Genomic DNA, 21636 nt, shown 5'->3' on the forward strand with positions numbered 1-21636 from the left:
CGGCCCGGCGGGTTATCGGCAAGAGCTTGCAGCCTGTCGCCCAGCGGTGAAATATTCCTTCACATGACCGTGCCAGCGGGCTCAGCCGACGGTGGAGCCGAACACCTCGTCGCGGACGGCGTCCAGCGCGGTGCGCAGCGCGCCGCGCAGGATCGGCTCCTCGGTGAGCCCGGTGGGCACCACTCGCGGCCGGACCAGGGTGATCGCCGCGACCTCACGCTGCACCCGGTCGGCGAGCGCATCTCCGCCGGCCTGGCCCACCTCGCCGGCGAGCACCACCAGCGGGGGGTCGAGCACCACGCAGGTGCTGGCCACACCGAGCGCGAGCCGCCGAGCCAACTCGTCGAGCATCGGGCCGCCGGCAGCGCCGTCGGCGACTGCCGCGCGCACCGCCTCGGCCGCGTCCGCGCTCGGGTAGCCGTGCTCGCGGGCCACCGCGCGCACCGAGTCCGCGCCGATCACCTGCTGGAAGGCCGGCTTGGCACGGCGGGACACGTCACGCGGGATCGGCGCCCCGGGCACCGGCAGGTAGCCGATCTCGCCTGCGGCGCCGCTGCTGCCGTGGTGCAGCCGGCCACCCAGCATGATCGCGAGCCCGACACCCGCGCCCACCCAGACCAGCACGAAGTCGGTCATCCCCTGCGCGGCACCGGACTGCGCCTCGGCCACCGCGGCCAGGTTGACGTCGTTCTCGAAGACGACCGGGGTGTGCAGGTCGTCGCGCAGCGCGGCGAGCAGACCGCTGTGCCAGCGCGGCAGGTTGAAGGCGAAGGTGATGTCGCCGGTGTGCGGGTCGACCAGGCCCGGGGTGCCGAGCACGACCCGCCGGACGCTGCTGAGCTGCGCCTGCGCGCTGCTCGCGGCCTGCACCACGGCGTTGTGCACCACGCCCACCGGGTCGTCGGTGTCCCGTGTCGACTGCTCGACCCGGCCGATGACCGCGCCGGTGATGTCGGCGCAGGCGGCCACCACCCGGTCCGGCCCGACGTCCACCCCGACCACGTGTGCGCTGCCCGGACGGACCGCGTAGAGCTGGGCGTTCGGCCCCCGGCCGCCGGCCTGCTCGCCGACCCGGGCGACCAGGCCGCGCTCCTCCAGCCGCTCCACCAACTGGGAGGCGGTGACCTTGGACAGCCCGGTCAGTTCGCCGAGTCGGGCCCGGGTGAGTGGCCCGCGTTCGAGGAGCAGTTCGAGCGCCGCGCGGTCGTTGAGCGCCCGCAACAGGCGGGGGGTGCCGGGCAGCCGGGTCGCACTCATGCCACGTCCTCTAGTTTTAGTAAACTTTGCTAACTGTAAACCGACCTGCGAGCGGGTAGTCGTAGCGTATCGGCCACCCGCAGGTGGAGCGCTCGGCCGACTCGGCAGGGAGATGACCACCGCCGGTACGACTTTTCGTACTCGTGGGGACCGAAGGGGGAAGATCACGTGGGGCTGGATCCAGGACTGCGCAGGCTCGCGTTGGGCACCCTGCTCGCCGCGTACCCGGGGCCGGTCCCGCCGGACTGGGCGGTCGAGTTGCTGGCCGACGGGCTGGCCGGGCACACCCTGTTCGGCACCAACGTGCACGATCCGGCTCAGGTGGCGGCCAGCACCGCCGCACTGCGCACCGGCCGACCGGACGCGCTGATCGCCATCGACGAGGAGGGCGGCGACGTGACCCGGCTGGCGCACGCCACCGGCAGCCCGTACCCCGGAAACGCCGCCCTCGGCGCGATCGGCGACGTGGCGCTCACCCGGCGGGTCTACCAGGCGATCGGCGCCGAGCTGGCCGCGCTCGGCATCACCGTCAACCTCGCACCGACCGTGGACGTCAACAGCGCCGACGACAACCCGGTGATCGGCACGAGGTCGTTCGGGGCGGACCCGGTGCGGGTGGCCGCCCACTCGGCCGCTGCCGTCTCCGGGCTCCAGTCCGCCGGTGTCGCCGCCTGCGCCAAACACTTCCCCGGCCACGGCGCCACAGTGACCGACTCGCACCACGAGCTGCCCACCGTGGACGTTCCGGTGGAGCTGCTGCGCCAGCGGGACCTGCCGCCGTTCGCCGCGGTCGTCGCCGCCGGGGCGCACGCCGTGATGACCGCGCACATCCGGGTGCCGGCGCTGACCGGCGACGGCCCGGCCACCTTCAGCCGGGCCGTCCTGGTCGACCTGCTCCGCGGCGAGTACGGCTTCACCGGCGCCGTGATCACCGACGCGCTGGAGATGAAGGGCGCGGCGGTGGCCGCCGGCGGCGTCGGGCCGGCCGCGGTCCGGGCCCTGGCGGCCGGCGCCGACCTGCTCTGCATCGGCGCGAAGGTCGACGCCGAACTGGTCGAGCGTGTGGCCGCCGAGATCGTCGAGGCGCTCACCGACGGCCGGTTGGAGACCGCGCGGGTCGAGGAGGCGGCCGGCCGCGCCGCCGCGCTCGCCGCCTGGACCCGGGCCGCCGGCGGCGCACCGGCGACGATCGACCCCGATCTGGGGTACGCGGCGGCGCGCCGGGCCGTCCGGGTGGACGGGGTGCTCACCGGGCTGGACCGGCCGCTGGTGGTGCAGTTGCACACCGAGTCGACGATCGCCGAGGGACGGGTGCCGTGGGGCCTCGGCCCGCACCTGGACGGCGTGCGGGAGATCAAGGTGATCGCCGCCGAGACCGAGCCGGCGACGTTGCGCGGGCTGGCCGATGGTCGGTCGATCGTGCTGGTCGGGCGGCATCTGCACCGCCTGACCGGCGGCGCGGAGCTGATCGCCGCCCTGGCCGCCGAGCACCCGGTGACCGTGGTGGAGATGGGCTGGCCGGCGCAGTGGCGTCCCGCCGGCGTACGCGCCTTCGTCACCACGTACGGCGCGAGCCACGCCAACGGCCGGGCGGCGGCGGAGGTGCTCGGCCTGGCCGGCTGAGCCGGTACGGGCTGATGAAGTCCTGCACGCTACGTCACTGAGCGGGCCGACAGCTCTTCTCGGCTCCGCCGCAGGTCAAGTCCACAATTCGACACTCCGACCCGACCGCTTACGCCTTGCACGACGCCATTCCTATACGTAGCGTGATCGACACGGACCGGCCCGCAACGGCCGGTCGCCCGATACGGGGACCTGGGGGGAGGTTGCGGACCGTGGATCCGGCCCGGGATCCACGGTCCGCGCCCGGCACCGCCCACGATCCTGATCAGCGCGGATAGACCCCGTACGCCCGCCAACCCCGGTCCGGGAAACCCGCCGCCTCCGCGACCCGCGCCGAGGCGGGGTTGTCCTTCTCGTGCAGGTACGTGGGCACCGCTCCCTCGTCGAGAACCCGCCGCGCCGCCTGCGCCACCAGTCGACGCGCGAGGCCACGGCCCTGGGCGGCCGGCACGGTGCCGACGGCCAACTCCTGCCCGTACGCGTCGTGCCGTTTGATCCCGGCCCCGGCCAGGTAGGCGCCGTCCGCGTCCCGAACCACCAGCACCGGCCTGTCGAACAGTCGCAGCCAGGGCGGCAGCCCGGGGGCTGTCGACTCGGTCCACTCCCCCACGTCGGGCAGCGGCGCGGGGTTGAGGCTCCAGCGGAACGGGCCGTCGTGGAGGCACCAGGCGGGCAGGCCGACGGCTTCCGGCAGGGCCGCGAGCAGCCGGTCCGGCGTGCGCCCGAGCAGCGCTCGGATCGTCGCCACCCGGTCCGGCGCGACGGACAGCACCCCGCTGCGCCCGGTGTCCACGGCCAGTGCCGGACGCAGCCGACCGTCCCAGGCCGGTCGGGTCCGGCGGTGCGAGGCGACCACGTGCAGCCCCGGCGCGGCCGGCCACTGACCGAGCCAGGAGGCCAGGTGCAGTTGGAGTCGCCGGTCGAGCATGCGTACCTCCCCGTCACCCGGCCGTCGTGATCACCGTACGCCGGGCGGCGCGACCGGGCGGATGATCCGCGAAGCAGCCTGCGGCGTGGTGGACGAACCCCGGGAACCGATCACATCAATCGAACGTCATAGGTATTTCCATATCTAGACACCTTTGTTTGGGACGGTAGGGTCATGCCGATTCAGCCGAACGACCGCCACCAGCAGGACCCCGCGCGACAGTGGTGGGCAACGGGGGCCGCCGGGCGCTTCCCGGCCCAGCCGCGGCACCGGGCGCGCCGCACGTCGGGCGCCCTGTCCTGGGCGGAGTTGGACGCGCTGCCGGCCGGCACCTCCAGCCTGCGCCACCTCAACGCCCACTGACCGGTTCCACACCCGGGCACGACACACCCGGGCCCTCCAGCGGCGGCTTTCGCACACCTGTCGGGTAATTTCTTGTGGTCCGTCATCCCGGCTACGACAGGAGAAGCTCCGCGCATGGGCAAGAAGACGATTCACGTCTCCGACTTCACCGGCACCGTTCTGCAGCAGGATGACGAGGTGGTTCGCATCGTCGTCCTGGAGCACCCGGACCTGGTTGCCGGGCCCGTGCAGTTGGACGCCACCCCGGGCGAGGTGGAGAACATCGACGACGCTGCCCTCGACGTCGCCGTGGTCGAGATCCACGACCGACACGGCGGCGGTGAGCCCCGTCGGGTGGTGCTCACCGCCAGCGAGTTCGACGCGATGGCCACCGACGTGCCGATGGCGCAGTTGCTGAAGACCGCCGAACGGGTCCGCCCGCCCAAGGCCCGCAAGAGCGCCGAGAAGATCGACTACGGCACGCTGGAGCACGCCGGCAAGCCACACCGGGGCCGGGTCACCGAAGACGAGGCCCGGCTGGTACGCGAGCAGCTCGACGAGGTCAACAAGCGGCTCGCTGACGCGGGCGTACGGCAGATCGACCCGGCGGACCCGGAGCACGCCCTGCGGTACGGCTTCCCCGACGTCTCCTGAGCAGCGCGTCTCGCGCGAGAACCAACGATCAGCACGACCACCGAGCAGGAACGCCGTCCACGCGGGCGATGCGGGACGGCGTTCCTGGGTGGCACTACTGGGTGACGTCGCCACCCGCCGCCTTCACCACGGCGGCGAGGGCGGCGACCAGGTCGGCCTCGACCGCCGCCTTCTCCAGACCGAGGTCGGTGAGGACGCCCGTGCCGTCCTCCTGCTCCAGCAGCGCCAGCAGGATGTGCTCGGTGCCGACGTAGTTGTGCCCGAGACGCAGCGCCTCCCGGAAGGTCAACTCCAGTGCCTTCTTTCCGCGTGCGTCGTACGGGATGAGGTCCGGGACCTGCTCGGCCGGCGGCGGGAGGACGGCAGCGACCGCCTCGCGGACCGCCTCGGGAGTGGCCCCCCGACCAGCCATCACCCTCGCGGCCAGCGCCTCCGGCTCGGCCAGCAGGCCCAGCACCAGGTGCTCGGGGCCGATCTCGGCGCTTCCGCTGGCACGGGCCTCCTCCTGCGAGGCCATCACCACGTTGCGGGCACGAGGGGTGAACCGGCCGAAGCCGGCGTTCGGATCGAGCGCCGCCTCGGTCGCCTTAGGCACGAAGCGCTTCTGGGCGGCCTGCTTCGTGACCCCCATGCTGCGGCCGATGTCGGTCCAGGAGGCGCCCGAGCGTCGGGCCTGGTCGACGAAGTGCCCGATCAGGTGGTCGGCGATCTCACCGAGGTGGTCGGCGGCGATCACCGCGTCGGTCAGTTGGTCGAGCGCGTCGGGGTGCGCTTTCTTGATCGCCTGGATCAGGTCGTCGAGCTTGACCGGGTTGCTCATCTGGAAAGGTTCCGTCATGCGTCAACCATAGGTTGACGACCCCTCTCCGTCAACCTCAAGTTGACGATCGGCCAAGAGTGCTCGCCGTCGGGGTGTCACGGCCCGGTCAGCCCCACGTCTGCGGGGCCGGCTGGCGGGTGGTGGCGTTGATCCGGTTGAAGAAGTTGGTGGTGGCCACCCAGAGCACGATCGCGGCAAGCTCCTCCTCACCGAAGTGCCGGGCCGCCTCCGCCCAGATGTCGTCGGGCACAGCGTCGGCCCGGTCGGCGAGCCGGGTGGCGGCCTCCGCGAGCGCGAGCGCCGCCCGCTCGGCCTCGGTGAAGTACGGGGTCTCCCGCCAGGCGGCTACCGCGAACAACCGCTCCTCGGTCTCACCGGCCTTGCGGGCACCCCGGGCACCCGCGTCGACGCAGGCGCTGCATCCGTTGATCTGGCTGGCCCGCAGGTGCACCAGGTCGAGGGTGGTGTTCGGCACCCCGGCCGAGTGCGCGGCCCGGTAGAGCAGGTTGATCGCCTTCACGGCGTCCGGCAGCAGGCTGGCGGGGTTCTGGATGCGTGGTTCGATGACCATTTCCTGTCGGTCCGTCCTGTTAGGCTGCCCGGCGATCGTCGCGGCGCGACGTCCGGTTGCTGTTCACTGGGATGTCGCAGGGCGAGCCGACGGTGTGACAGATGTGCCGGCGGTCACAGAACGATCAGCCTGCGTCCGGGGGTGGAGAGGTCATGAGCGAGGCCGACCAGATGGCCCGACGCTTCGAGGAGAACCGGCCACGGCTGCGGGCGGTGGCCCAGCGGATGCTGGGCTCCGACGCCGAGGCCGAGGACGCCGTCCAGGACACCTGGCTACGGCTCAGCCGAGCGGACGCCACCGCCATCGACAACCTGCCCGGCTGGCTGACGACCACAGTCGGCCGGATCTGCCTGGACCGGCTACGCACGCGAACCGCACGGCCGGAGCAGCAGTGGGACACCGCCGGCCCGGAGCCCGACCCGACGGACGGCGGTCCGGTCGACCCGGAACGGGAGGCCCTGCTGGCCGAGTCGGTCGGACGAGCGCTCCTGGTCGTCCTCGACACCCTCGCGCCGACCGAGCGGTTCGTGTTCGTGCTGCACGATATGTTCGCGGTCTCGTTCGAGGAGATCGCCACCGTGGTCGACCGCACCCCGAGCGCCGTCCGCCAGATCGCCAGCCGGGCTCGACGCAGGGTGCACCAGGACGGGACGGTCCGGGAGGCCGACCCGGCCCGCCAGCGGCGGGTGGTCGAGGCGTTTCTCGCCGCCTCCCGCGAGGGCCGGTTCGACGACCTGGTCAGCCTGCTGGACCCGCACGTCGTCATGCGCGCCGACTCGGTCGCCTCGGCTCTGGGGCCGGCCGGTGAGACGCGCGGCTCGGCCGCCATCGCCGACTTCTTCAGCGGCCGGGCCGAGGCGGCTGTGCCGGCGTACGTCGATGGGCTGCCCGGAGCGATCGTGGCACTCGGCGGCAGCGTCCGGATCGCGATCAGCTTCATCGTGACCGACCGGATCATCGGCATCGAGGTGGTGGCCGATCCGGCGCAGCTCGCGACACTGCTGTTCGCGGACTGAGGTTCGAGCGGTCCCGGCGCACTCCGGTAGTCGGCGGCCTGGTGCGGGCAGGTGGTCGATCTCCTCAGCGAGCGCGCGGGTCGGCGCATGGTGTCGGAACCTGCCTGCCGCACCGGCGGTCCGGTCGCGGCCGGCGCGCGTATACCGTGGGCTCGGGCGAGGCGCGGTTCACTGGAGGGAGGCTGTCGTGCGGCTTTCCGTGGGATGCGCGATGTGGACCCACCGGGCATGGCAGGGACGCCTGCTCGCGCCGCAGGAGCGCCTACGGCACTACGCGAGTTGGTGCGACGCCGTGGAGGGGAACACGACGTTCTACGCGACGCCCGCCCGGGACACCGTGGCGTCGTGGGCCGCGCAGACGAACCCCGACTTCCGGTTCGTCCTGAAACTCCCCAAGGTCATCACGCACGAACGCCGGCTCACCGACGTCGGCGACCCACTGTGTGCCTTCCTGGACGCCATCGAGCCGCTCGGCCCGCGCGCACACGCCCTGTGGGTCCAACTGCCCGGCTCGTTCGCTCCCGCTGACGTGCCGACCCTGAGTCGTTTCCTGGGTCGACTCCCGCAGGCGCACAGGTACGCGGTGGAGGTCCGGCACCCCGCGTTCTTCACCGACGCCCGCGCGACCCGACTGCTGGAGGACGCCCTCGCCGCCACCGCCTCGGAGTGGATCCCCTTCGACACCACCGCCATCTTCACCGACCCACCGACAAGCGACGCGGAGCGGGACGCCTGGACCAAGAAACCCCGCCTGCCGTTGCGGTCACACGCGCTGACGGGCCACCCGATCGTCCGCTACCTCGGCCGCGACGATGCGGACCGCACGGTCCAGGGGTGGCAGCGCTGGATCGACGTCACCGCCGACTGGCTACGCGAGGGCCGCTCCCCCACGGTGTTCGTCCACACCCCGGACAACGCCGACGCGCCGGTGCTCGCCCGCCGATTCCACGACGAGGTACGGGCGCGCGTACCCGAGCTGGACGCGCTGCCCGAGCCGATACCGGTCGAGCCCTTGACGCTGTTCTGACGCGGCGGGTCAACGCTGTTGGTCGAGGAGCTCGTCGAGGTGGGCCGCCGTGCTGATCAGCGAGAGGTGGCTGAACGCCTGCGGGAAGTTGCCGATCTGCTGACCGGTCGGGGCGATCTCCTCGGAGTAGAGGCCGAGTGGGCTGCTGTAGGTGAGCATCTTCTCGAACGTCAGCCGAGCGTCGTCGAGCCGACCGGCCTGTGCGAGGGCCTGGACGTACCAGAAGGTGCACATGTTGAAGGTGCCCTCGGTGCCGGCGAGGCCGTCCGGCGAGGCGTTCGGGTCGTAGCGGTAGACCAGGCTGTCGGAGACCAGCTCGGCGTCCATCACCCGCAGCGTCGACTCCCACATCGGGTCGGTCGGCGCGATGAAGCCGACCCCGGGCATGGCGAGGAGCGAGGCGTCCAGGATGTCCGTGCGGTAGTGCTGCACGAACGCGCCACGGCCAGGGTGGAACCCCCGCGTCATGACCTGCTCGTAGATGGCGTCGCGTGCGGTGGTCCAGCGCGCGATGTCGCCGGGGCGACCACGGCGGCGCGCGAGGCGGATGGCACGGTCGAGCGCCACCCAGGACATCACTCGCCCGTAGGTGAAGTCCTGCCGACCGGACCGGGTCTCCCAGATGCCGTCCTCGGGTTGGTCCCAGTGCTCGCAGAGCCAGTCCATCAGCCCCGCCGTCTTCCGCCAGCCCTGGTACGGCGCGATCAACCCGTGCCGGTCGGCCAGCTCCAACGAGTTGAGCGCCTCGCCGTAGATGTCGAGTTGCAGCTGGCCCGCCGCGCCGTTCCCGATACGCACCGGCGCTGAACCGCGATACCCCTCCAGGTGGTCCAGCACCTCCTCGGGAAGGTCCGGTGAGCCGTCGATCCGATACATGATCTGTAGCGGCAGGTCGCCGTCGCGGGAGTCCCGGATGCGCACGTCGAGCCAGTACAGGTATTTGCTGGCCTCGTCGGTGAAACCCAGGCGCAGCAGCGCGTGCACGGATGTAAATGGAGCGTTCCAGATGCCGGATCGACTCCGCGTAGAAGGCCTGGTCCCGGCGTTGGCTCCACCGCAGGGGCGCCAACCGCACCACCTCGTCGGCAGCGGCGATGCCTTCGTTGAGCGCGACGACCGCGGGCCCGAGTTTGCGTAACTCGCGCAGCCCGCGCTCGGCCTCGCCGAGATCGCGGGTGCGCAGCGCGGCGGACACCGTGTGCAGGGCGGCGGCCGCCGGTTCGACCACGGGCTCGGTCAATCGCATCAGCGTCCGCTGCGGGTGGATGGGCACCAGCAGCAGCCCCACCCCGAGCCCGACCAACCCGCCGACCGCGGCGTCGACGAAACGGGGAACGGACAGCTCCTGCACGGGGGGCTCCAGGGTGGCGATGAGCACCGCGGTGCCGCCGGCCTGGGTGATCAGGGAGCCACCACCCTTGAGCAGTACGGCCACGACGATCGCCAGCACGACGACCACACCGGTCTGCCAGGGCCCGATGCCGAAGAACGGCATGAGCGCGTCGCCGACGGCGAGTCCCAGGGTCACCCCGGCCAGCAGCTCGACGGTGCGGCGCAGGCGTGACCCCATGGAGGCGGCCACGATGCCGACCGCGGTGGTGGGCGCGACGATAGGAGATGAGTCACCCAGGAAGTGGTACGACACGAACCAGGCGATCGACGCCGCGAAGCCCGCCTGGAGGGCGAGCAGCCCGTACAGGCGCAGCCGATAGAACCGGGCGTTCGCCGAACTCTTTCCCCGCTCTCGCAGGTCGGCAAGCGTTCGGTGCGCCCGGTCCGGTAGGTGCGGTGCCGGGTGGTGTTCGGCTGCCGGCTCCTCGTTGGCGGGCACGCGGGGCGCTTACCCACCGCGCGCAAAACTATCCGGTAGGGCCGCAGCGGGTGGAAAAGGACGTGGGGGGCACCCGCCGCCGGATTCGACGGCAGGTGCCCCCACAACCGGGGCGGAGATCAGTTCAGGGAGCTGTTCCCCCCGGGCTGCACGACACCGTTCACGGTGAGCTGGTACGGCGCGTACTGCGTGACCTGCTCGGTCGGGTCGTCGTACGCGATCACGGCGACGACCTTGGGGAACGCGTCCAGCACGGCCAGCTCCAGCGGGCCGATTGTGACCTCGGCCTTGCCGTTGCGCTCGAACTGCCAGGCGATCGAGTGCTTCTCGTCGATGCCGATGAGCCGCAGGTTCCAGTTCTTGACCTGGGTCGGCCGGATCTCCGTAGGCGAGTCGAACGGCGCCAGGCTGGAGCCGTCGCTGAGCGTCTTCCCGCCGAGGGTGATGTCGTCGAGCAGCAGGCCGCCCTCGTTGACACCGCCGTCGCTGACGTACCGGAAGCCGAGCAGCACGGTCTTGCCGGCGTACGCCGACAGATCGTACGAGCGCGCCTCGAAGCCGCTCGTCGTGCCGTTGAGCGCCGGCCCCAGCGGCCCAGCGACCGTGTGGTCACCCGGGATCGCCGTGTACGTGGCGCCGCCGTCGGTCGACACGGTCACGTAGCCGTAGTCGAAGCCGAACTCGGCGCCGTACTTGGCGAGGAACCGCAGCGTCGGGTCGGCGGTCGGCACCTGGACGGAGGTGACAGCCGCCGAGTCGAGGCTGTTGGCGTTGCCGGAGAACAGGACGGCGTTGCCCGGGCGGTCCGGGTCCTGGGTGGTGCTCGTCCACGCCAGCGGGAGCGCCGGCAGGGTCTTCGCGCCCTTGAACTTCACCGACCGCAGGTCACGGCCGCTGAACAGCTTGCCCTTCGCCGCGCCCAGTTGCACGTAGTCGGCCCCGTTCGGCGCGACGCCCGGCGTGGCGTTGGCCGTCGTGCTGGCCAGGTTGACGGTGGAGCGCAGGCTCGGCGTGGTGACCCGGCTCTTGGCGACGCCGAGGGTGATCCCGAGCCGGGAGTCACCGACGATCTTGTCGAGCAGCGTCATCGACTGGAAGTCGTGGATGACCTGGTAGACGTCGTGGACGCCGACCGTCTCCAGCTCGGCGTCGAGGCTCGCGATGCCCTGCCGCTCGCCGTCGCGGTGCAGCCGGGACATGAAGGCGGCGCCGTAGCGGTCGTACAGGAACATCATCATCGAGTACGCGTTGCCGTAGTCGGCGAGCACAGCGTTCGGGTTGGGGCTCTCGTCCCACAGGGTCAGGGAGTTCTCCGGCCCGCCGCAGTCGCGCGGGTTCGTGTTGTACGGCGTCTGCACGGTGCCGAAGCCCTGGTAGCAGTAGAGGTGGCTCTCCGCGCCCCGGTCGAAGACCGTCGCCTTCGAGTCGCTGTAACCGGTCAGCGACATGGCGAAGTCGGAGAGACCCTCGTTGATCCAGTTACCCTCGAACGGGTCGGCGTAGTAGTGCGCGAGGTGCTGCCACTCGTGGGCGAAGGTGCCCTCGTAGCTGTTCGGCCGCGCGCCACGACTGGTGCACAGGTCGTTGGTCGGCTCGTCCGGCGGGTTCGGCGTCATCCGGTGCAGCCAGTCGAACGCGTCGACGGTCATCACGTTCCGGTCGAGCAGCTCGTTGAACTGCGCCGAGAAGAAGCCGGCGATGTAGGTCGGCGCCTCCGGGAACGTGTAGTAGTTGTCGTCCCGCACATTGTCCACCAGGGTGACGGTCTTGTTGCCCGCACCGGTGTAGACCCCGCCCTTACCGTCGGCGTCCGGCCCGATCTGGGCGTTCGTGCCGTCGCGGTCCGGCGGGGTGCTGAAGGCGTTGGTCTCCTTCGGGTACATGTTGTTGTCGAACTCGTCGACGAGGTGCTGCACCTGCGCGTCGGTGACCTGCGTCGAGGACGGCACCTGGGCGCGGCAGTCGCCGGCCGGGAACGCCAGGTCGTTGGCCACCCAGACCTCGATGTGCTCACCGACGGCCCGCAGCGTGTAGTCCTTGCGGTAGACGCTGCCCTGGACGTCGTCGAGGCCGAGCCACTGGCGAACCGTGCCGACCGCCGGCGTCTCGGCGGCCTTCTGGGCCTGCCTGCGCGCGTCGGCGCGCGGCTGGTAGCGGGACGGCGTCTGGATCGGCTGTCCGTCCAGCGTGAAGTCCTTGCGGGTGAGTTCACGCATGTCGCTCGGCTGGCTGGCCTTCGTCGTGCTGGTTTCCGCCGCCGCCGGGGACGTCGTGGCCACGACGGATAGGGCCGGTAGGACGAGGGTAGCGGCGATCACCCCAGCGATGCGGGTGCGTGCCATGGAGCCTCCTTCGGGTGTCTGACCCGGTTTCCGCGAGATCGGCCGGGGTGCCAGCCGCTCACGTTGATCATTGGGACCGACGACACGGTAGCCCCGGGCAACGAACCTACTGACGGGTCAGAAAGTGATACATGCCACTACTCCGAGGTCTTCCCTGCGGGAGATATAAATGCATAGCGACCCATTCATCCACAGTGGATGAATCAATGCGGCGACAGCGCCTCGGCTCTGCGTGCGGCGGGCGGGCTCGGTGTCGTACCGAGCCCGCCCGCTGCGGGTCGAGTCGCTCATCCGGTGCGGTGTGCGCCGCGCCGGGGTGTGGTGCTGCTGTCTAGCGTTGCAGGGTGAGCAGGCCGGGGCGGTAGGGCAGCAGGCCGTAGTCGCCGCCCGAGTTGGGCGAACGCCCCTGGTAGAGCAGTTGCAGGTTGCACGGGTCCACCGTCATCGTCTGATCGGCGTTGGTGCGCAGCAACTCGCCGTGGCTGATGTCGTTGGTCCACGTCGCGCCACTGTTGGCCTTACCCGCGAACGGGTTGCTCTCCGTGGCCGCCTGCGGGGTCCAGGACCCACCCAGGCTGGTGGCCGTGAACGACCGGAAGTAGCGGCCCTGCGACCCGATCGCCTCGACGATCATCAGATACCGACTCTGACCCTGAAGCTTGTAGACCTGCACGGCCTCGAACAGATTGTTCGTCGAGTCGCTCATGATCGTCGTGTAGTTCGACCCGAAGCTGCCCGGGAAGTTCCCGATCGGCATGCTCGCCCGATAGATCTTGCCGTTGTCACCGGCGAAGAACAGGTACATGTTCGTGCCGTCACCGATGACCGCCTGATCGATCGGCCCGGTGCCCGAGCCGGAGATACTCCCGGTGAACAGCGGCTGCGCCGACGACCAACCATTCGGGTTCGTCGGGTCACTGGAGGTCCGGTAGGAGAACGCGGTCGGACCCCACTGATACGCCAACACCCAGATGTTGCGCGGCGCGAAGTAGAACAACGACGGCGCCACCGTCGCCGACGACATCGCGTTCTGGCTGGCCGACGCCATCTCCGAATAGTTCGTGAAGAGGCTGAAGTTCATCGAACCCCACCTCGTGCCGGTGTCGTGCGTGGTGGCGTAGACCAACTGCCGACCGTTGTACGGAGCGACAGTGAAGTCCTTCAACGACACCCACCCCGACCGCGGGTTCGCCAACACGCCCGTCGACGACCATCGGTACGTCGACGGAAGGTTGCACGTACCCGGCGGCGGAGTCGTCGGCGGCGGCGTAGTGGGCGGCGGAGTCGTCGGGGGCGCAGTGGTCGGCGGCGGAGTCGTCGGGGCCGGGGTCGTCGGCGTCGTGCCGCCGGTGCACGTCACGCCGTTCAGGGCGAAACTCGTCGGCGTCGGGTTGCTGCTCGTCCACGACCCGTTGAATCCGAACGACACCGCACCGTTGGTCGGGATCGAACCGTTGTAGCTCACGTTGCTCGCGGTCACCGCCGAGCCGCTCTGCGTCAGCGACGTGTTCCACGACTGCGTCACCGTCTGCCCGGCGCCGAACGACCACGTCAACGTCCAACTGCTCAACGGGTCACCCAGGTTCGTTATCGACACGTTGGCACCGAACCCGCCCTGCCACTGGGACGACACGGCGTAGTTCACCGAACAGCCGGCAGCCGCGGCGCCAGCCGGCATCGCCGCGACGACCGTCGCCGATGCCAGCAACGCGACACCGGCCGACACCAGGCCGACATTTGTCGCTCTGGACCTTTTCATAAAGCACCCTCCTAACGGGTGGGGCGGCCGGGGGCATTCGTGGGGGTGATTGTTTTGTGAACGTTAACAGCCGCGTCAGGTATGTTACGGGAGCGCTCCCATACACTCAACGCCATCGATCGAAAGTTTTCCGGTCCCGAGTGCCCGAGCGCCGCCCACGCCCTCACTGGCCTCCGACAAACTGTTGCCTTGATCAACCGGTACGCTCGGCATTGCTGCAGAGTGCGCTGCCAGGCGTCGACGGGCGTCACCGACCGGATACGACCAGCCGCCCAGGCCGCGAGCCTGCAGCTGACCGACCCGACCCGCGCCTCGCGCCGTTCCAGGGGGAAGCCACCAGGTGAGCACCCACTCGATGCTGTTGTTCGTGCTCGCCGCCGTCGCGGTCATCGTCGCCGTGCGGTGGATAGCGACTCACACCGGCCTACCCGCAGCGGCGCTCCTGCCGCTCATCGGCATCGCGTACGCGCTGCTCCCCGGCCCCAACGTCGGCCTGGATCCCGACCTTGTGCTCATGATCGTGCTGCCACCGCTGCTCTACAGCGCCGCACTGGATTCCTCGCTGCTGGACATCCGCCGGAACCTGCGCATCGTGGTCAGCCTGTCCGTGCTGCTGGTGCTGCTCACCGGGCTTCTCGTAGGCATCGGGTTCCACCTGTTCGTCGCCGGGGCGACGCTGGCTGCCGGAATCGCGGTCGGCGCCGCCATCGCGCCACCCGACCCGGTGGCCGCCCTGGCGGTGGGCCGCCGGGTCAACCTGCCGCCGAAGATGGTCACGATCATTCAGGGCGAGGGGCTGCTGAACGACGCCACCGCCCTGACGATGCTCAGCGTCGCGGTGGCCGCCGCCGTGGGCGGTGAGTTCTCGTTCCCGTCGGCCGTCGGGAAGTTCGTGCTGGCGGCGGCCGGTGGGGTGGCCGTCGGAGCGGTCGTCGCCAGGCTGGTCCGGCTGGCCCGACCGATCACCGCGGACCCGCTGCTGTCCAACGCCATCTCGCTCGCGACACCGTTCGTGGCCTACCTGCTGGGCGAGGCACTGCACGTCTCCGGGGTGCTCGCCGTGGTGGTCGCCGGGCTCATCGTCGGCCACCAGACGCCCCAGTTCGGCTCCGGCGCGGCCCGGTTGCAGACCAACGCGGTCTGGCGGCTGGTCGACTTCCTCCTCGAAGGCTTCGTCTTCCTGCTCATCGGCCAGCAGCTCCCCGAGGTCATCAAGGGCCTGCGCGAGTACGACACGTCGACGATCGTCATCGCCGTCGCGGTGTCGGTGGGCGTGGTGCTGCTGCTGCGCCCCGCGTGGCTCGTGTTGACGCAGTCCCTGCCCCGGTCGCTGCACACCCGCCTGGGTGGCATCTCCGAGCAGGACGACACCGACGAGCCCGGCACCGCCCGGCAGATCGCCCGCGCCGACCGCAACGCCCGCCGACTCACCCCCAGCGAGGTGACGGCGCTGAGCTGGTCCGGCACGCGCGGTGTCATCAGCCTGGCCGCGATCTTCACCCTGCCGCTGACCACCAACAGCGGCGCGGCCTTCCCCGACCGGAACCTCCTGCTGTTCTGCACCTTCGTGGTCGTCCTCGTGACCCTCGTCGGGCAGGGCCTGACGTTCGCGCCGCTCGTGCGGATGCTCGGCCTGCGCGCCAACGAAACCGACCAGGCTCGCGTACGCAACGAGGCGCGCTCGGCGGCGGTCGAAGCCGCCCTGGCCCGCCTCGACGAGGTCGTCGCCGAGGAGCCGGACAGCGCCGAGGCCGTCAACGCCATCCGTACGAAACTGCTCGCCCGGCTGAAGCGCTACCGGGGACGGCTCGACCTGCTCCAGCAGAGCGGGTCCGCCGAGATCCCCACCTCACCGGAGTACGAGACGGCGCTTCGCATCCGCCGGACGGCCATCGACGCGCAGCGGGAGGAACTGGTGCGCTGGCGTGACTCCGGCCGACTGCCCGACGAGGGACTCCGCGTCCTGGAACGGGAACTCGACCACGAAGAGCTGCTGCTGCCGAAGCGGGGTTCATGACGCTGAGCGTCTGACGGACGCGGCGGCCTCTCGCCTGCGGTGAGCACGCCCGCGCGCCGACGTCGGCGGTACCGTCGTACTCGATCTGCGTACCACGAGGGCGTGGGGAGGCAGGCGAATGTTCGGCGACCGGTGGGGTGTGACCGACGAGGACGTCGCGCGCTCCTACCCGTGTGACGACTTCGTTGCCGCGCCCACGTTGCGCGCATGGCGAGGGGTACGGGTCGGCGCACCCACCACGGTGGTGTGGCGGTGGGTCGCCCAGGTGCGGTTGGCGCCCTACGCGTACGACTGGATCGACAACTTCGGCCGCACCTCACCTCGGGAGCTGCTGGGCCTCCCCGAACCGAGGGTGGGCGAGCCGTTCACCAGCGTCGGCGGGCGCGGGCAGGGCCGGATCCTCTCGGTCGACCCGGGGCACCAGCTCACCGGGACGATCATGAATGCCGTCCTGTCCTACGTTCTGGTCCCCGACGGGGACGAGGCCACGCGCTTGCTACTCAAGGTCGTCATGCGGACCAACCCGGTGGTCGCGCTCGGGCTGTGCGTCGGAGACCTGGTGATGGCCCGCCGGCAACTGTTGAACCTCAAGCAGCTCGCCGAACGCACACCGGAGTGACAGCAGCGGGGACGTCAGCGTCTGCGGGGCTTGGACGACCATCGCCTCGCCAGTGTGATGGAACCACTGGCGAGGCAATGATCAGCCGATGGGCGCTACTTCTTCTTCGTCTCGATCTTGATCGTCGCGGTGCGGTAGTTGTTGCGCTTGTCGTTCTTCGTCGGGTCGTAGCCCTTCTCGATGTTGCCGGCGCTGTCCACCGAGAACCAGTTGAAGGTCGTCGTCTCGGTCACGTGGAACACCTGCCCCGGCTCACGGAACTCGGTCGCCGCGTAGCGGGGCGACTCGAGCGTGGGCCGACTGCCGTCCGTCGTGTAGTAGATGGTGGCCGGCTCGCTGGTCTCGAAGTGCACGTTGACCGGCCCCTGGTACTTCCCGTTGCCGGGAACGAGGTCGGACGTCGGCTTCTTCTTGTCCTTGCCCCAGTCCGCCGCGACCCGGAACATCTCCATGATGCCGTTGGCGTACTCCATGGTCTCGGCGTGGCCGCTGACCAGCGCGGGGTTGCCCTCCCACGCCGGCTGGAACGAACCGCCCTGCCAGTTGCCGGTAGCCGGGTTGTAGATGGAGCCACCGACCTCCCAGCCGAAGGCGTAGATCCCGTAGGTGTGGTACAGGTCCTCGCGGACGTTGCCCGCCGAGGAGTAGAGGACGTCGGACGAACCGCCGACGTTCTCCGGCGTCACGACGGTCTCCCGGTGCGCCTTGACCTGCCCCAGGATCCGGGAAGCCGACTGCCAGTAGAACGCCTCGTCACCGAGCGGCGGACGCGGGGTGGTGATGCGCCCGTCGGCGATGTAGGCGCCGGGCTGCCAGAACAGCTGACCGCCGTTGGAGTGCACCGACATCATGAACTTGATGTTGTTGTACTTCTCGACCAGCCAGACGATGTTCTTCGCCTCGGGCTCGGACAGCTTCTCCGGGCCCTGGTAGGTGCCGCTGGTGCACACCGACGAGCCGCCGGAGTAGCCGTCCTGGGCGGACCCGACCCGGTAGTTCCGGTTCAGGTCGACACCCCAGGAGTTACGGTTCGCCGGGTCGGCGGCCGAGTCCGCGCAGTGGTTCGTCATGTTCTTCCGCTGCGAGGCGAAGTTGTAGAAGCTGTAGTTCGCCCCGTCGGGGTTGTTGGAGAGGATGAAGAAGACGTCGGTGTTGTCGACGATGTTCTTCGTCTCCTTGTCGGTCTTGTAGTTGTGCACCAGCCGCTCGGCCGACTCCAGGCTCGTCGTCGCCGGCACCCACTCGCGGGCGTGGTCCTGCGCCTGGATCAGCACGCCGGGCTTCTTGCCGTCACGGTGCTTGCCGATCCGCAGAACGGGGATGGTGACCGGGCCGCGCGGCACCTCGCCCTCGGGCGCGCCGACGCGCTTCTCGTCGAGGAAGTCGGTCAGGGCGACCGGGCCCTCCGTCGGCGCGACGATGCCGGTGCCCGCGTTGTTGCGGTACGGGTGCGACCGGTCGATGAGGCCCTGGGACTGGGTCCGCAGTGCCTCGGCCACCTGCGCGGCCGTGCTCGACAGCGCACCGGAGGCGTCCTTCGCGAGCAGGACGCGGACCGCCTTGCCCGTGACCTCCACCGCGAGCGGGAGGTTGGCCCCCGACCGGTTCACGAACTCGACAGTGACGTCGTTGCCGCCCTCGTGGCCCCACGCCGCCGTGGTGGCGACGACCGCCGACTGACCTGTGCCACCGATGGTGGCCTGCGCCTTGCGCTGGTAGCCGTTCGTCTGGTTCGGGAGGTAGACGATCTCGGCGATGCCCGGGTACTGCTGGGCGATCTCCTTGGCGCGAGCGAAGAGCTGCTGCGGGTGCTTGTAGCCGTCAATGAAGTCGGACTTGTAGCCGGGCTTCTCCGTCAGCGGCTCGGGGGCGTTCTCCAGCCAGTCGGAGACGACGCCGGTGGTGACACCGCCGGTGGAGCTCGTGACCCGGATCTCGCTCGGGCGCGCGTCGAGCTTGAACAGGTTCCGGTGGAACATGTACTGCCCGGAGTCCACGAACCGGCTCATCGTCCGCGCGAACTCGAACGGCGTGCCCTTGCCCGAGTTGTTCTCCAGCTGCATCCCGACGATCGGGGTGGTCTGCTGCCCCTCGGTGGTGCGGGCCTCGACGTAGAGGAAGCCCTGGCCCTTGGTGGTGAACCAGTCGGCGCGGGCGATGCGTACCGTCGCCAGCGCCGGGTCGGTCGCCGGCGGCTGCGTCGGGCGGGCGGCGGGACCCTTGGGGCCCTTGAGGCCGCCGTCGGCCTTCTCGCTCCACTCGAAGCGCGCGTTCTCCTCGAGGAGCTGCACGCCCATGGACTGCAGCTTGGTGAGCTCGTCGGCGGTGACCACCGCTTCGCCCTCGATGCCGTCCGGCACGCGCTTGAGGCCGTGCTCAAGGTCGAACCCGGCGGCGACGACCTTGTCCAGCATGTCGGCGCCGGCCAGCTTGATGTCTACGTGACGTGCCTGCTTGATGTTCTCGAGCGCGGAATGCCCGGAACCGGCCGAGGCCCTCGGCCCGGCGGGGTCCGCACCAGCGGGCCCGGTCGAGACGAGGACGCCCGCCACCAGGGCGGGAACGGCGAGAAGTGCGATGCGTCGTTGTCTGCGTCGCATTTGCCCCTCCTTCTACTTGCGACGATATGTGCTCTGCTGGCCGACCCCCGCACGGTCGTTCCTCCACTGAGGACTGCCGTACCGAACTCGCGTGCCGTGTGCCTGGGTACGACGAAGGTGGTGTTGCCGTTGCGGAAGGGGGTGGGGGTCATCCGCGCGCTGAGTTCGGGAGAGCGTATGTGCGATCCACGGCTTCGCTAGCTGGCATGATCCGAATTTGAGCATTACTTGAGGCACCGGGTGACGCCCTGGACGCACACCGCAACCGGCACGCATAGAAGCACATCAGCGCAGGTGAGGGCTGACGGAGGGGTGCGCCGCGCACCGCCGGACGGCCGCACGGAGGCGGCTGGCACCTTCTTGGGGGCACCACGAAAGCCTCAAGGGCCGGTCGATCAACCGGCCCTTGAGGCATGGTCCGTCGGTCAGCCCAGGCGGGCGGTCACCGCGGCGACCACCTGCTCCTGCTCCGGCACGAGATAGAAGTGGTCACCGGGGAACGTGGCCAACTCGAAGCCGCCGGTGGTCAGCTCCTCCCAGGCCCGCACCGTCGACGTGGTGCACGTCGGGTCCTCGGTCCCCAGGTAGGCGGCGATCGGGGCCTTGACCTTCGCCGGTTCGCGCGGCAGGTGGCGGTAGAGCATCCGCAGGTCCCCCCGGAGCGAGGGCATGATCAGCTCGCGGAGCTTCGGTGACCGCAGCAGCACCGGATCGACCTCGCCCAGGGCGCCGATCCGACCGAGCAGATATTCGTCGTCGGCGAGATCCGGGTCGAGTTCGACCCGGGAGATGTGCGGCGCGCCGTGTCCCGAGACGAAGAGCACGCTCGGCGTGAACCCGTACCGGGACTCCAGGACCAGGGTGACCTCGTACGCCACCGACGCGCCCATGCTGTGGCCGAAGAACGCGATCGGCCGGTCCAGGTACGGCACGAGCACGTCACTGATCCGCTCGGCGAGCACGCCCATCTGGTCCACGCACGGCTCCAGCAGCCGGTCCTGCCGACCCGGATAGCAGACCGCCAGCAGGTCGGTGCCGCCGTTCAGCAGGCCCGCCCAGGGTTGGAACACGTTGGCGTTCCCACCGGCGTGCGGGAAGCAGACCAGCCGCAGGTCGGACCGCTCAGCACGGCGGTAGGTCCGAAGCCACCGGCCGCGTACCTCGGCCTCGTTCATCTCCACGTCTCTCCTCCCGCCGGCTGATGCCCCGGTCAGTCCGACATCGCCACCAGGATGCGGCGGTTGCCGGTGTAGGGCCGCCGACCGTGCGCCACCAGCACGTTGTCGATCAGCAGCAGGTCACCGACCCGCCAGTCCACGTCGATCGCCGCGTCCAGCCCCCGGTCGCGGATCTGGAACACGTACTCGTCGGGGATCGGGCTGCCGTCGGCGAAGGTGACCGACTGGGGCAGCTCGTCCTGCGTCATCACCTGGGTCATCACCCGAGCGACCTCGTCGTCCAGAGCGGCCGGGTGCCACTGGTCGCTCTGGTTGAACCACACCTCCACGCCGGTCACCGGGTGCCGGGTGGTGGACGGGCGGACCTGGCTCACCCGCAGCCCGTCGGCGGTCCACGTCCAGGTCGCCCCGGCGCCCTTGAGGAACGCCTCGACCTCCGCCCGGTCCTCGGTCTCGAAGGTCTGCTGCCAGCTCTTGCCCAGCCCCAGGCCGTCGTGCAGGTTCTGCTGGTAGCACACGCCACCCGCGAAGGCGGCGCGGACCTCCGGGTCGAGGGACTCCAGCCAGAGGTGGGCGTCGACCACCGGGGTGGCGCCACCGGTCGGCGCGGCGACCTGGCAGTAGAACAGCAGGCGGGCCGGCCAGTGCGCGGCGTACGACAGCTCGTTGTGCATGGAGATGGTGTACGGCGCCGGGTACTCCGTCGACGTGTAGACGTTGCGGCCGACCTTGGTGCGGGGCGAGTTGCCGTGCACGTAGGCGAGCCGGTTGGGCAGCAACTGGTCCATCACCGGGTCCAGCGCGCCCGGCTCGACGCCGAAGCCCCGGAACACCAGCGCCTTCTCGGCGGTGAGTAACGCCGTCAGGTCCAGCTCCCCCAGATGGCCGATCAGCCCGTCGACGGTGGCTGCGCATCCGGCGCTGCCCGGTGTGATCTCGTGTGGCTGCCACGTGCCGTGCTCGCTCATCGGTCGATCTCCTCCACGCCAGGGTCGGTCCACTGGGGGCAGCCTGACGTGGGCAGCCATATTTCCTCGATATCGTCGCCGGGC

The 21636-nt window shown here is 70.2% G+C and carries 16 protein-coding genes and 2 pseudogenes; 7 read left to right on the plus strand and 11 right to left on the minus strand.

Translation table 11 applies throughout. The features are described from left to right. Window positions 1-81 precede the first annotated feature (81 nt). On the minus strand, window positions 82-1257 hold the full coding sequence (locus ABZ780_RS12110; protein ID WP_357011284.1) for an ROK family transcriptional regulator: 1176 nt from the start codon (window positions 1255-1257) through the stop codon (window positions 82-84). 168 nt (window positions 1258-1425) lie between these two features. Between ABZ780_RS12110 and ABZ780_RS12115 the strand changes: the two genes are divergently transcribed. After that, the gene (locus ABZ780_RS12115; RefSeq protein WP_357485817.1) at window positions 1426-2880 is read left to right on the plus strand and encodes a glycoside hydrolase family 3 N-terminal domain-containing protein; all 1455 of its coding nucleotides are present in this window, start codon (window positions 1426-1428) and stop codon (window positions 2878-2880) included. A gap of 265 nt (window positions 2881-3145) precedes the next feature. On the opposite strand, the gene ABZ780_RS12120 is transcribed toward ABZ780_RS12115, so the two are convergent. Then, entirely contained in the window at window positions 3146-3808 is a 663-nt protein-coding gene (locus ABZ780_RS12120) for a GNAT family N-acetyltransferase (RefSeq protein WP_357485819.1), read from the minus strand. Between the two features lie 174 nt (window positions 3809-3982). On the opposite strand from ABZ780_RS12120, the gene ABZ780_RS12125 reads away from it, so the two are divergent. Together ABZ780_RS12125 and ABZ780_RS12130 are read left to right on the plus strand one after the other, a co-directional pair. After that, a complete protein-coding gene (locus ABZ780_RS12125; protein ID WP_357485821.1) occupies window positions 3983-4171 on the plus strand; it encodes a DNA repair protein in 189 nt (62 codons plus the stop codon). A 114-nt stretch (window positions 4172-4285) separates the two neighbouring features. Continuing rightward, window positions 4286-4804, plus strand: coding sequence for a hypothetical protein (locus tag ABZ780_RS12130; protein ID WP_357011276.1), 519 nt, complete (start codon window positions 4286-4288; stop codon window positions 4802-4804). Between the two features lie 94 nt (window positions 4805-4898). Here ABZ780_RS12130 and ABZ780_RS12135 read toward each other — a convergent pair whose 3' ends face one another. Together ABZ780_RS12135 and ABZ780_RS12140 are read right to left on the minus strand one after the other, a co-directional pair. Further along, a complete protein-coding gene (locus ABZ780_RS12135; RefSeq protein ID WP_357011273.1) occupies window positions 4899-5642 on the minus strand; it encodes a Clp protease N-terminal domain-containing protein in 744 nt (247 codons plus the stop codon). Window positions 5643-5730: 88 nt separating this feature from the next. Then, the gene (locus ABZ780_RS12140) at window positions 5731-6195 is read right to left on the minus strand and encodes a carboxymuconolactone decarboxylase family protein (protein WP_357011271.1); all 465 of its coding nucleotides are present in this window, start codon (window positions 6193-6195) and stop codon (window positions 5731-5733) included. Between the two features lie 152 nt (window positions 6196-6347). Here ABZ780_RS12140 and ABZ780_RS12145 point away from each other — a divergent pair, with 152 nt between their 5' ends. Together ABZ780_RS12145 and ABZ780_RS12150 are read left to right on the plus strand one after the other, a co-directional pair. After that, window positions 6348-7211: a sigma-70 family RNA polymerase sigma factor gene (locus ABZ780_RS12145; protein ID WP_357485822.1), complete on the plus strand. Its 864-nt coding sequence runs from the start codon at window positions 6348-6350 to the stop codon at window positions 7209-7211. A gap of 211 nt (window positions 7212-7422) precedes the next feature. Then, window positions 7423-8238: a DUF72 domain-containing protein gene (locus ABZ780_RS12150; RefSeq protein ID WP_357485883.1), complete on the plus strand. Its 816-nt coding sequence runs from the start codon at window positions 7423-7425 to the stop codon at window positions 8236-8238. A 9-nt stretch (window positions 8239-8247) separates the two neighbouring features. Here ABZ780_RS12150 and ABZ780_RS12155 read toward each other — a convergent pair. From ABZ780_RS12155 to ABZ780_RS12170, 4 genes and pseudogenes are all read right to left on the minus strand, one after another. Next, window positions 8248-9225 (minus strand): annotated as a pseudogene (locus ABZ780_RS12155) (glycoside hydrolase family 15 protein); the annotation flags it as partial. Window positions 9226-9589: 364 nt separating this feature from the next. Next, window positions 9590-10069 (minus strand): annotated as a pseudogene (locus ABZ780_RS12160) (FUSC family protein); the annotation flags it as partial. Between the two features lie 119 nt (window positions 10070-10188). Beyond that, entirely contained in the window at window positions 10189-12411 is a 2223-nt protein-coding gene (locus ABZ780_RS12165) for a peptidase M6 immune inhibitor A (protein WP_357485824.1), read from the minus strand. A gap of 331 nt (window positions 12412-12742) precedes the next feature. Beyond that, window positions 12743-14170, minus strand: a complete 1428-nt coding sequence (locus tag ABZ780_RS12170) for a non-reducing end alpha-L-arabinofuranosidase family hydrolase (protein WP_357485826.1) — start codon at window positions 14168-14170, stop codon at window positions 12743-12745. Window positions 14171-14525: 355 nt separating this feature from the next. Between ABZ780_RS12170 and ABZ780_RS12175 the strand changes: the two genes are divergently transcribed. After that, the gene (locus ABZ780_RS12175; RefSeq protein ID WP_357011607.1) at window positions 14526-16187 is read left to right on the plus strand and encodes a Na+/H+ antiporter; all 1662 of its coding nucleotides are present in this window, start codon (window positions 14526-14528) and stop codon (window positions 16185-16187) included. A gap of 118 nt (window positions 16188-16305) precedes the next feature. After that, window positions 16306-16806, plus strand: coding sequence for a polyketide cyclase (locus ABZ780_RS12180; RefSeq protein ID WP_357485827.1), 501 nt, complete (start codon window positions 16306-16308; stop codon window positions 16804-16806). Window positions 16807-16901: 95 nt separating this feature from the next. Here ABZ780_RS12180 and ABZ780_RS12185 read toward each other — a convergent pair whose 3' ends face one another. From ABZ780_RS12185 to ABZ780_RS12195, 3 genes are all read right to left on the minus strand, one after another. Then, window positions 16902-19406 carry a M14 family metallopeptidase gene (locus tag ABZ780_RS12185; RefSeq protein ID WP_357011255.1) on the minus strand — a complete coding sequence of 835 codons (2505 nt, stop codon included), beginning with the start codon at window positions 19404-19406 and terminating at the stop codon, window positions 16902-16904. Window positions 19407-19831: 425 nt separating this feature from the next. After that, window positions 19832-20581, minus strand: coding sequence for an alpha/beta fold hydrolase (locus ABZ780_RS12190; protein WP_357011605.1), 750 nt, complete (start codon window positions 20579-20581; stop codon window positions 19832-19834). A gap of 35 nt (window positions 20582-20616) precedes the next feature. Then, entirely contained in the window at window positions 20617-21552 is a 936-nt protein-coding gene (locus tag ABZ780_RS12195; protein ID WP_357485829.1) for a TauD/TfdA family dioxygenase, read from the minus strand. Between the last annotated feature and the right edge of the window lie 84 nt (window positions 21553-21636).

This window comes from Micromonospora sp. NPDC047467, assembly GCF_040643095.1.
In the GTDB taxonomy this organism is placed as follows: Bacteria; Actinomycetota; Actinomycetes; order Mycobacteriales; family Micromonosporaceae; genus Micromonospora.